Below are 12,258 nucleotides of genomic sequence, written 5' to 3'. Positions count from 1 at the left end.
CTTTTCTAAAACAACTGATAGGGGTGGCCAGTTTTGGAAGTATTTTTACAACAACTAATTAACGGTATATCCCTGGGTAGTATCTATGCACTTATTGCCTTAGGCTATACAATGGTATATGGTATAGTTCAATTAATTAACTTCGCTCATGGTGATTTATACATGGTTGGAGCGTATGTAGGATTTTATACTACAGCCATCCTAGGTTGGTCATTTGTGCCTGCACTACTAATGGCAATGGTAGTTTGTGCTATTGCCGGAATTATCATTGAAAAACTAGCCTATAAACCTTTGCGAAACGCTCCGCGACTTGCTGCTTTAATTACTGCTATCGGCGTTTCTTTATTATTAGAATATGGTATGATGTTGTTTGTTTCTCCTCAGGTTCGTACATTTCCTCAAGTATTACCGGATGTTCAGTACACAATATTTAACAGCTTAGTTATCTCCAATCGTCAGGTTCTTATTTTAGTAGTTACAATTGTTTTAATGCTACTCTTACAGTTTATTGTTCATAAAACGATGATCGGTAAAGCAATGCGTGCAGTGTCCTACGATAAGCAGGCTGCTCAATTAATGGGTATAAATGTTAACCATACGATTTCAGCAACATTTGCCATTGGCTCAGCACTGGCTGCAGCTGCAGGTGTTCTTGTAGGAATTTACTATAATGCGATTAACCCGTTAATGGGTATTATGCCTGGCTTAAAAGCCTTTGTAGCAGCTGTTCTTGGTGGCATTGGCATCATCCCGGGGGCCATGGCAGGCGGTTTCTTATTAGGTATTATTGAGGCTATGGTGAGTGGTTATGGACAATCTCTATTTCGTGACCCTGTTGCCTTTATAATTCTAATCATATTCTTAATTGTTAAACCGACTGGGCTCTTTGGCAAGAACGTCCGGGAGAAAGTGTAGGTGAATGTCGATGTTTCAGAACAACAAGGGCAAAATATTAGTTACTTTTTTAATTCTGGTGGCCTTTTGGTTAGCAGTTCAATTACTACTTAGTTCAGGCATGATCAACCCTTACTATGAATTGAACCTTATATTGATCGGTATAAACATAATCTTAGCAGTAAGCTTAAACCTAATTAATGGTTTTAATGGTCAGTTTTCTATCGGTCATGCTGGCTTTATGGCTATTGGTGCCTATGGAGCCGCAATCATTACACTTAAGGCTCAGCTACCCTTTCCCGTCGCTCTTTTGGTTGGGGCTGTTTTGGCTGGATTATTTGGCATTTTGGTAGGACTTCCTACATTACGTTTACGGGGCGATTATTTAGCCATTGCCACTCTAGGATTTGGTGAAATTATTCGTGGTCTTATAGTTAATATCGATTATATCGGAGGGGCCTACGGACTTTCTGGTATTCCAAAGTTGGCCAACTGGACATGGATTTTTTGGTTAACAGTCTTAACTGTAGTTATAATTAATAACTTTATCAATTCTACACACGGTAGAGCCACTATATCTATTCGTGAAAATGAAATTGCGGCTGAAGCCATGGGTATTAACACAACAAAATATAAGGTTATGGCCTTTACTATTGGGTCATTTTTTGCAGGTCTTGCCGGTGGCTTACAGGCACACTACTTTTATACCATCCAACCCAACACATTTAATTTTCTTAAATCCTTTGACATCCTAGTTATGGTTGTTTTAGGAGGTCAGGGTAGTTTAACAGGTTCCATTATTTCAGCCATAGTATTAACCATAATATCTGCCTCACTCCAGAGTTTTGCAGAGATACGTTTGGTCATATATGCTTTACTGTTAATTATTATCATGATCTTTAGACCACAGGGTTTAATGGGTACAAAGGAATTTTCATTGAACATGTTTTCTAAAAAAACGAAAGATAAGGAGGAAAAACAGCATGGTACTTCTATCGGTCAATAATCTGTCCATATCTTTCGGAGGTTTACGGGCTGTATCAGATCTGAATATCCAAATAAATAAAAATGAATTAACAGGTTTAATCGGCCCTAATGGAGCCGGGAAAACTACTGTTTTTAATATGCTAACTGGGGTATATTTACCAACTTCCGGAGATATTCAATTTGAAAATAAGAGTTTGGTTGGGCTAAAGCCATATCATATTAATCAAAGGGGTATTGCCAGAACTTTTCAGAATATACGTCTATTCAGTGATTTAACTGTTATTGATAATTTAAAAATCGCTTATCACAGTCATGCCAAATATGGATTGTTGTCTGCTGTTTGTCGCTTACCCGGTTTCTACGCTGGTGAAAGGGAAATGCATGAAAAATCCATGGAAATTCTAAAAATATTTAATCTTGATACTAAAAGTAATGAATTAGCAAAAAATCTTCCCTATGGGGAACAAAGACGCTTGGAGATAGCCCGAGCAATGGCTACACAACCACGTTTGCTACTCTTGGATGAGCCAGCTGCAGGTATGAATCCCCAAGAAACCCAAGAACTAATGGAATTAATAAGATGGATTCGTAAAGAATTTAACATGACGATTTTATTAATCGAACATGATATGTCTTTAGTAATGGGAGTATGTGAAAAAATATTTGTCTTAGAGTATGGTCAACTTATCGCCGAAGGTACACCAGATGAGATTCGAAATAACCGTAGAGTTATTGAAGCATACCTGGGAGAGGAGGCCTCCTAATGCTAAAACTTGAAGATATACATGTATTTTATGGAGCAATTAATGCCATCAAAGGAATTTCATTGGAGGTTCCCCAGGGTAAGATTGTTACACTGATAGGAGCTAATGGCGCAGGAAAAACTACTACACTTAACACCATTTGCGGCCTAATAAAGCCACAAAAAGGGAAGATTCTTTTTGAAGGTAGCGATATTACTGGATTAGCAACTCAGGATATAGTTAAAAAAGGGTTAACACAGGTACCAGAGGGAAGAAGAATTTTTGCTAACATGCCTGTTTATGAAAATCTAGAATTAGGTGCCTTTTTAAACAAAAACAAAAAAGAAGTGGCAAAGGATTTAGAAAAGGTTTACGCAAAGTTTCCCAGACTGGCCGAGAGGAAAAATCAGATGGCTGGCAGCCTATCCGGGGGAGAACAACAAATGTTAGCCATGGGTCGTGCTCTAATGTCAAAACCTAAGTTGCTTTTGTTGGATGAACCTTCCATGGGTTTAGCCCCTATTCTAGTAAAAGAAATATTTACTATCATCAGAGAGTTAAACGAGCAGGGAACCACAATTCTTCTTGTGGAGCAAAATGCCAAAATGGCTTTGTCCATTGCTCACTGGGGTTATGTTGTTGAAACCGGCAAGATAGTTATTGAAGGTGACACCAATGAGCTTCTGGAATCTCCAGAAGTAAAAAAGGCTTACCTTGGCGGGTAATAAGACATCATTTTAATCAGCATTTTCGATGCTTATGGTTTAATATGTCAGCATGTTGTACAAATAACGCAATTAATTTTTACAAAGATTCCAAAATTCGCAGGAAATATTACTGACACTGTTGAATATTTAAACTAAAGATAAAATTATTATGACCTGGATGTGATGGGCTATGGTGAAATATCACCAGTTTTACCCAAAAGCCAGTGACTTGCCCAGTTTACCTGTCCAGGAAGTTGATGAGACGATTTCTGTTAGGGAAGGTCATAGGTTGCTGGAATCTGGCCTGTTGGGTGGATTATTGTTAAACAAATCCGAACAATATTTTGTTGTTTTGCCTTCAGATATTTCTAACACCGGCGATGAATCTCTAAGTACTAGGGCATGGCGGACTGCTCTATTTATCCCAGAACACTGTAGTTTGGATGATTTATTTAACCAATGGGTAAAGATTCCCACCTCAGTACCTGTTATTAATAGTATAACTAATAAACCAGTTGGTATTCTAAGTCCCTTATTGGTAGCAAATGAAATTTACTCTGAATTTATCAAGCTAAGAGGATTTCTAGAAACCGTATTATGCCAAGTGAATGAAAGTATCTGTGGCATCGATAAAGGACATAAGGTAATAATTTGGAATCCTAAGGCTGAAGAATTATATAATGTTAAAGCAGAGCAGATACTTAGCAGACGTATTGAAGAGTTTTTTTCTAATCTGCGGATTAGTAGTTGCATGCACGAAAATAAGGAAGTCAAAGGCCATTACCATCAACCCTGTGATGGTGCCCATGTACTAATTAACTCTGCACCAGTTCTTGTTTCAGATAATGTTATCGGGGGTATTTCTGTTGAAAAGGATATTACAGAACTGGTACAACTAAATCAGGAGTTAAATAAAGCCAGTTCACAAGTTAAGATTCTTGAACAAGAAATAAGAAAAATTTCCGGTCAAGACTGTGCCTTTCGCAAGTTAATTGGCCGAAGTGATGCAGTACAAACCCTGACAACCTTTGCCAAAAAAATCAGTGTTACGGATGCTACGGTTTTACTGCGGGGCGAAAGTGGTACAGGTAAAGAATTGTTGGCTAGAGCCATTCATCAAAATAGTCCTAGACATCTAAATCCTTTTATAGTTGTCAATTGTGGGGCTATTCCCAGTAATCTTTTTGAAAGTGAGCTTTTTGGTTATGAAAGTGGTGCCTTTACTGGAGCTGACCGAAAGGGCAAACCTGGAATGTTTGAGTTGGCTAATGGGGGAACACTTTTTTTGGATGAAGTCGGCGAAATGCCCATAGACATGCAAGCAAAACTTTTAAGAGTGCTTCAAGAAAGCACTTACTACAGAGTAGGGGGTTCACAACCAGTACAGGTAAACGTAAGGGTACTGGCCGCGACCCATCGTAATTTAGAGGATATGATTAAACGTCGTCAATTTAGAGAGGATTTATATTATCGTCTAAATGTTGTTGCCTTAGAAATCCCACCCCTTAGAGATCGTAGGGAAGACATACCAGAACTTGTACATTTATTCCTGCAAGAATTTTGTCATAAGTACCAAAAGAACATTAAAAAAATCGAACCAGCTGTTATGACTTCCTTTCTAGATTATACTTGGCCTGGAAATGTTCGTGAGCTAAAGAATGCCGTGGAAAGATTAGTGGTTTTGACAGACGGTGATACCATTGATGAGGCTGCTCTGCCAGAGAATTTAAGAAGAAATACTTATATCTCTTTAGTCACTAGTCCAGTAACCCAAGGTAAATTGATGAACGTAGCAGTTGAAGCTGAAAAGCAACTTATCATGAAGACCTTACAGCAGGTCAAGGGCAATCGCTCAGAGGCAGCTAGGGTTCTTGGAATACCAAGAAGTACCTTATATTACAAGCTTAGACAACTGGGTATTCCAGCTAAGGGTTAAAAATGAAATTCGGAGGTGAGGATTTTCATTTTAGCCATTAGCTATTAGCTATTAGTCATTAGCTAAAAACTAACAGCTATGGGTAAGCAAAAGGCTAAAAGCTAAAAGCTAAAAGCTAAAAGCTAACAGCTAACAGCAAAGGTACCTGTTTTATTTCAGCAAGTCTATAAATTTGACGCAGGCAAAAAGATAATAAGGAACGGGGGAAATAGGGAGATGAAAAAGGGTAAGTTATGGAAGATTATCTCAATGATGTTGGTACTTTCCCTGATACTCGCTGGTTGTGGTGGCGGAGGGGAAGAGAAAAAAGCCGCTGAAGGAGATAATGCATCAAGTGGCGATACAATTAAGATCGGTTTTCTAGGTGCAAAAACTGGTGGACATGCTGCCTTTGGTATACCTACTCTTGAAGGTATGAAGATGGCAGCGGAAGATATCAATAATGCAGGAGGTCTATTGGGCAAGAAAATCGAAATTATTGAAGAAGATCATGGAAGTAAGAATACCGAGGGTGCCAACGTAACTCAAAAATTAATTACCAGAGACAAAGTTGTAGCCATAGTTGGCGATCCTACCACAGCTATTACCAAAATTGCTGCACCAATTGCCCAACAAAAGAAAGTTGTATTACTGTCAGCGGGAGCTGTAGGTACTGGTGTAGTTGAAAATGGTGACTATATATTCCGTGATACATTACTGGATGCAGTGGCTGCTCCAGCAATTACCAAGTATGTTAAAGATCAAATGGGTTGGAAAAAAGTTGCTGTTATTACTTCTATGAATAACGACTATAGCGTGGGCCTATCCAAATTGTTTAAGGCAGCCCTTGCAGAAAATGGTATTGAAATTGTTGTGGAACAAAGTATTCAGGATGGAGATCAAAACTTTAGCGCTCAGGTTACTGCCGTAAAAGAAAAGAATCCCGATGGAATTATTTTCACCGGTTATTATACTGAGGGCGGTCTACTCATGAAAGAAGTTCGTAAACAAGGCATGACTGCATTGATGGTAGGTGGCGATGGTCTACTAGGTGATGTACTTATGAAGATGGGCGGAGAAGCCGTCGAAGGTAGTATGGTTTATTGCGGTTTTGCTGCCGATGAAAATAAAGCTGGTGAGAAAACCAAGAAATTTATTGAAGCTTATAAAGCTGGCAACGATGGGGCACTGCCAGACATGTTTGCAGCTCAGGGTTATGATGCTGTAATGCTCTTAGCAGATGCTATTAAAGCTGCCAATAGTGATGTGCCTGAACAATTCCGTAACGAATTGGCTAAGACCAAGAATTGGGAAGGGGTTTCTGGTGTAATAACATTCCAGGAAAATCGTGAACCAATTAAGAGTCCAGTTTATCTGTTGGAAGTAAAGGAAGGAAAATTTGCCGTTAAAGAAACAGTAGAAATAAAATAAAAAACATTATAGTCAATACTTCGTTTGCCAAACGAATTGCAGCCATTGCTTAATAACAATGGCTGCAACCTTGTTAATACCCCGTAGGAAGGGATGATTTTATGATTGGACAACAATTACTAAATGGCATAACACTGGGTGCAACCTATGCTTTAATTGCTCTGGGTTATACCATGGTATACGGTATTATTCAACTAATTAACTTTGCCCACGGAGAAATTTACATGGTAGGTGCCTTTGTCGGGGTGTTAATGGTTAGTGTTTTTAAACAAGGCTTGTTGGTATCTTTGACTGTTGCAATGCTTACTTGTTTGATTATCGGAGTATCCATAGAGAGAATTGCCTACCGACCTCTCCGTGGATCTAATCGTTTGTCGCCATTGATATCGGCCATTGGTGTTTCTATCTTTTTACAGACATTGATGACTAAAATTGAAGGGCCACAACCAGTAGGATTTCCTCATGTTATTGAAGATGCCATATATAAATTTGGCAGTTTGGAAATTACAAAGGTGCAGATCATTATTTTAATTGTAGCAAGCCTATTGATGGCAGGTTTAACCTTTATTGTAAAATACGTTAAGATTGGTAAAGCAATGCGAGCTGCTTCTGAAGACTATGATGCAGCAGCCCTGATGGGAATTAACGTAAATAAAGTTATATCCTTTACCTTTGCCATTGGATCAGCATTGGCTGCTGCTGGTGGGGTACTTGTGGGCATATACTTCAACTCAGTATCGCCACTAATGGGAGTTTCCGCAGGATTAAAGGCCTTCTGTGCTGCTGTTTTAGGTGGTATTGGCAGTATCCCGGGTGCTATGCTGGGGGGACTGTTTATTGGAATTGCTGAAACCCTAGGCATTGCCGGTGGTTTTGATTTGTATAAAGACGCCATTGCCTTTACCTTATTGATTGTGGTGTTGCTTTTCCGGCCCACTGGTCTACTGGGACGTCCAATCCAAAGGAAAGTGTAGGTAAGTTGCCATGGACAGTATAATTGGCGCATTTTTAAATGATTACTATATCCAGGTATTAACTATGCTGGGTATTTATCTCATTGGTGCCCTAGGGCTTAATTTAATTACCGGGGTAACAGGTCAGTTATCCTTTGGACACGCAGCCTTTCTTAGTATTGGAGCCTATACGTCTGCTATTTTTAGTGTGAAATTAGGAATGTCATTTCCACTAGCAATTATTGCAGGCGGAATTATGGCTAGTATTTGGGGTATCTTATTAGGCTATCCTACTCTTAGATTAACCGGTGATTATTTAGGCATTGCAACCTTGGGATTTGGTGAAATTGTTCGTGTAGTTTTCCTTAATTTAAGTATTACAGGTGGTGCCCTTGGAATGGCGGGAATTCCCCGTAGTTCCAGTCTTACTGTAGTCATTATTCTTGTCTTAATAACAATTTGGTCTATGTATAGATTAGAAAATTCTCGCTTTGGCCGTGCTCTTGTTGCAATTAGAGAGGATGAGATTGCTGCTGAGGCCATGGGCGTTAATATTACTAGTACAAAAATTGCCTCCTTTGCTATAGGTACATTTTTTGCTGGAGTTAGTGGGGCTCTTTATGCCCATTTGTTAACCTATCTAAATCCTTCGGATTTTGGTTTTCTTAAATCCTTTGAATTTCTAACTTTTATTGTATTAGGAGGCTTAGGGAGCATTCCCGGAGTAATTCTTGGTACCAGTATCCTGACATTGGCACCGGAGTTTTTACGATTTATTTCTGATTACCGGATGATGGTATATGGTATATTGATGGTAGTCATGATGATTTTCCGTCCCAGAGGTTTACTGGGTGGTGTTAAGTTGAGTAGGATTTTTAAACGAAAACTTTCCCAACAAGATAAAGGTTCTTCAGCCACCGGAGTTAACTAATGGAGGTAAACACTCATGTCTAAAACCATTCTAGAACTTAACAACGTCTCAATTCGTTTTGGTGGTCTCACTGCAGTAGATAGTGTAAACATTAAAATTGACCAAGGGACAATTAGTGCCCTTATCGGACCAAATGGTGCAGGCAAAAGTACAATATTCAATCTGATAACCGGTATTTATCCACCAACCCAGGGGGAAATAACATTCCTGGGAGCCACTATAAATGGACAGAAACCCCATTTCATTACAGAAATGGGGATTGCCCGTACCTTTCAAAATATCAGGTTATTTGGTGAAATGACTGTTCTTGAAAATGTAAAAATTGGCCAACATTGTCGTACTAAATCCGGTTTTATCAAGGCTATTATAAGAGGTCCAGGAGTAAAAAAAGAGGAAAAATCCATTACTGAGGCATCCATGGAAGCCTTAAGACTAATGGAACTAGATCATAAGGCCGATGAATTGGCTAAAAATTTACCCTATGGAGAGCAGCGTCGCTTGGAAATTGCTAGGGCAATGGCTACAAATCCCAAACTTATCCTTCTTGATGAACCAGCTGCTGGTATGAATCCCCAAGAAAAGATGACATTAATGACTATGATTAGAAAAATTCAAACAAATAATCTTACCATCTTTTTGGTAGAACACGATATGAAATTCGTTATGAATCTATCGGATAGTGTAGCTGTACTAGATTATGGTAGAAAGATTGCCTCGGGTTCCCCATCAGAAATCCAACGAGACCCAGCGGTGATTGCGGCCTATTTGGGGAAGGGAGTGGTATAGCCCATGCTGCTAGAATTAAATGACTTACATGTTTCCTACGGGGCTATTCGAGCACTTAAGGGAGTTTCTTGCCAGGTGGATGAAGGAGAAATTGTAGCCTTAATCGGGGCCAATGGAGCGGGAAAGACAACTACCTTGCGTACAGTTTCTGGTCTAATACGACCTCAAGCAGGGTCCATAAATTATAAAGGAAAATCTATTGCGAAATTGCCTCCCCATCAGATAGTGAGCCTAGGTGTTTGTCAGGTTCCCGAAGGAAGGCGAGTTTTTACTCGAATGACAGTGATAGAAAATTTAGAGATGGGTGCCTATACACGGAATGATAAAAACGGCATTAAGGAAGATTTGAAAAAAATCTTTGATCGCTTCCCCCGCTTAGAAGAACGCAAAAACCAGCTTTCGGGGACACTATCTGGTGGAGAGCAGCAAATGTTAGCCATGGGTAGGGCTTTGATGTCACGACCTAACGTCCTTTTAATGGATGAACCTTCAATGGGATTAGCTCCTATGCTAGTTCAAGAAATTTTTGCTATAATAAAAGAAATCAATAAAACTGGCACAACTATTTTATTAGTGGAGCAGAATGCCCATATGGCTTTATCCATATCCAATCGGGCCTATGTACTGGAAACTGGGGAAGTTGTACTTTCCGGCCCTGCTGAAGATCTAGCAAATAACCCAGAAGTGCAGAAGGCTTACCTAGGAGAATAATAAGATAGACTTTGGGTTCGGCCATGTGCCGTGGGCCTTGGGCCATGTGCCTTGGGCTTTTTTGTGTGTTTTTGCTTAGGGGTATTGTTTGTTTGGATATTATATAAACAGCTAATAGCTCATGACCTATGGCCAGTTTGATGATACCGACTAAGACTTACTAATAGCTAAAAAGCTGAAGGCTAATGGCTAAAGGCTGATGGCTAAAATACTGGGGTGATATAATGCACAAAGGTTTTTTGACTGTTAAAGAAATGCTTTATAAAGATCTTTTACCTGTTACTCCAGATGAGACCATAGGCGAAATAAGGGAAAAAGGTGTGCCTAACCGTCCAATTGTTTTGGTAACAGATGATGCTAGATTGGTTGGAATCATGCTTTGGAAGGATGCTATAAATCTAAATTTAGAGCCAAACATACCAGTAAAACAAGTAATGAAAAGGGATTTTTCTGTCCTTGATGAAGAAGATCTTGATAGAGAGATATTAGCATTCTTACCAGAACTCCGATATCATGCTTTGGTATGTCGTAACCATAAAAAAGAGATTTTAGGAGTTTTATCCTATGATCAGGTATTTAATGACCTTGCCCTGCGAGTTTGTGAGACCGAAGCACGCATAAATGCTGTTGTAGAAACTGTAGATGAAGCTATTTGCATTGTAGATAAAAATGATATTGTTACCACTTGGAATAGCCGGGCTGAAGAACTATATGGAATTAAAGCAAAGGATATTATCGGTAAGCCTGTCCATAAATATTTTACTAACCTAGTGGTAACCAGAGTTAATAAAGAATGGCAGGAAATACGTTCTCTTCATCACCAACCAGTGAAAGGGACCCATGTTTTGATTAATGCAACACCAGTAAGACTAGGGCCTAAGGTAATTGGCGGTGTTACAGCGGAAAGAGATGTTACAGAAATTGTACAACTAAATCAAAAATTAAATCAGGCAAGTTTTCGGGTTCAACGGTTAGAGAAAGAAATTAATAAGTTTTCAGCTGACCGCAATCCCTTTGCTGGCATTAAGGGTCACCATAAAAAATTAGTTGATTTGGTTAATGTTGCTAGAAAAGCAGCTTTTACCAATGCTGTGGTGCTCTTACGGGGGGAGAGTGGTACAGGTAAGGAGTTATTTGCCAAAGCCATTCATGAAGCCAGTTCCCGTGCAGATAAAAATTTTAGCGTCATAAACTGTGCTGCCATTCCACCTAGTTTATTTGAAAGTGAAATGTTTGGGTATGAAGGTGGTGCCTTTACTGGGGCAGATAGAAAGGGAAAAACCGGTGTCTTTGAAACTGCCAATGGTGGTACGCTGTTTATGGATGAAATTGGAGAACTTCCTTTAGACATGCAGGTTAAACTGCTACGAGTGCTCCAGGATGGGGTATTTTTTAGAGTTGGGGGTTCAATACCCATTAAGGTGGATGTAAGAATTATTGCTGCTACCAACCGCTTATTAGAAGATATGATGTCAAAGGGAACCTTTAGGGAAGATCTTTATTATCGCCTTAATGTAGTTTCGTTAGAAATACCACCTCTAAGGGAACGTAGGGAAGATATTCCTGAATTGGTTTATTTATTCCTACAAGAGTTCAGCCAGTTATATAATAAACAGATTTCCAAACTTGACCCTGGGGTTATGGCTACTTTTCTAGCATATTCCTGGCCTGGTAATATTAGGCAACTTAAAAATGTAGTTGAACGTATGGTTATTTTAACTGAAGGTGATACAGTGCCCGAAGATTCTATCCCGGAGGCGTTGAAAACCAATTCTCGACAAGATCAAGCCACTGCTGCCACAGGTTTAGCCTCGGTTACTGAACAAACTGAAAGAGAGCTAATTATACGAACCCTAAAACAGGTAAATGGTAATCGGTCTGAAGCTGCCAGGATGCTGGGAATTCCCAGAAGCACACTTTACTATAAAATGCATCAATTGGGAATTATGTAGGGTGTTCAAACACATCTGTCAAGATCCTGCTATATGTACAAAATATCATACATTAAATTTCCATTATTTGGGAGAACACATAAATATATGTGTTCTCTTTTTTGATATGTAGATGATAAATAATATTCCTAAACTTCTAAAAGTACTGATGTTTCTTGATTTATTAATAGAATTATGATCAAAAATGTACACCTCCGAAGGAATTGTGTCTTCTTGGCATGTTAATTGCAAAATTAATTAACATCAAG

11 protein-coding genes are annotated in these 12,258 nt (G+C 39.1%); all 11 read left to right on the top strand.

Features of this window, described 5'->3' with window-relative positions:
- Window positions 1–33: 33 nt before the first annotated feature.
- Window positions 34–915, top strand: coding sequence for a branched-chain amino acid ABC transporter permease (locus tag ACYQ03_RS12255; protein WP_459910218.1), 882 nt, complete (start codon window positions 34–36; stop codon window positions 913–915).
- A 4-nt stretch (window positions 916–919) separates the two neighbouring features.
- Window positions 920–1,900, top strand: coding sequence for a branched-chain amino acid ABC transporter permease (locus ACYQ03_RS12250; protein ID WP_459910217.1), 981 nt, complete (start codon window positions 920–922; stop codon window positions 1,898–1,900).
- Window positions 1,878–2,645, top strand: coding sequence for an ABC transporter ATP-binding protein (locus ACYQ03_RS12245; RefSeq protein WP_459910216.1), 768 nt, complete (start codon window positions 1,878–1,880; stop codon window positions 2,643–2,645). The genes ACYQ03_RS12250 and ACYQ03_RS12245 overlap by 23 nt, the downstream gene beginning before the upstream one ends.
- Window positions 2,645–3,349 (top strand): ABC transporter ATP-binding protein, encoded by a 705-nt coding sequence (locus tag ACYQ03_RS12240; protein ID WP_459910215.1) that lies wholly within the window; start codon window positions 2,645–2,647, stop codon window positions 3,347–3,349. Before ACYQ03_RS12245 ends, ACYQ03_RS12240 begins: the two co-directional genes overlap by 1 nt.
- Window positions 3,350–3,521: 172 nt before the next feature.
- Window positions 3,522–5,267 (top strand): sigma-54 interaction domain-containing protein, encoded by a 1,746-nt coding sequence (locus tag ACYQ03_RS12235; RefSeq protein WP_459910214.1) that lies wholly within the window; start codon window positions 3,522–3,524, stop codon window positions 5,265–5,267.
- A gap of 216 nt (window positions 5,268–5,483) precedes the next feature.
- A complete protein-coding gene (locus tag ACYQ03_RS12230; protein ID WP_459910213.1) occupies window positions 5,484–6,677 on the top strand; it encodes an ABC transporter substrate-binding protein in 1,194 nt (397 codons plus the stop codon).
- Between the two features lie 101 nt (window positions 6,678–6,778).
- The gene (locus ACYQ03_RS12225) at window positions 6,779–7,651 is read left to right on the top strand and encodes a branched-chain amino acid ABC transporter permease (protein ID WP_459910212.1); all 873 of its coding nucleotides are present in this window, start codon (window positions 6,779–6,781) and stop codon (window positions 7,649–7,651) included.
- Between the two features lie 10 nt (window positions 7,652–7,661).
- Window positions 7,662–8,561: a branched-chain amino acid ABC transporter permease gene (locus ACYQ03_RS12220; protein WP_459910211.1), complete on the top strand. Its 900-nt coding sequence runs from the start codon at window positions 7,662–7,664 to the stop codon at window positions 8,559–8,561.
- A 15-nt stretch (window positions 8,562–8,576) separates the two neighbouring features.
- A complete protein-coding gene (locus ACYQ03_RS12215) occupies window positions 8,577–9,347 on the top strand; it encodes an ABC transporter ATP-binding protein (RefSeq protein WP_459910210.1) in 771 nt (256 codons plus the stop codon).
- 3 nt (window positions 9,348–9,350) lie between these two features.
- Complete coding sequence (locus ACYQ03_RS12210; protein WP_459910209.1) at window positions 9,351–10,058, top strand: ABC transporter ATP-binding protein; 708 nt, start codon at window positions 9,351–9,353, stop codon at window positions 10,056–10,058.
- Between the two features lie 224 nt (window positions 10,059–10,282).
- Window positions 10,283–12,010: a sigma 54-interacting transcriptional regulator gene (locus tag ACYQ03_RS12205; protein ID WP_459910208.1), complete on the top strand. Its 1,728-nt coding sequence runs from the start codon at window positions 10,283–10,285 to the stop codon at window positions 12,008–12,010.
- Window positions 12,011–12,258: the final 248 nt, after the last annotated feature.

It is taken from the genome of Desulfotomaculum defluvii, from assembly GCF_054657375.1.
Note: the sequence above shows the minus strand (reverse complement) of the source record. Positions and strands in the feature narration are given on the sequence as shown.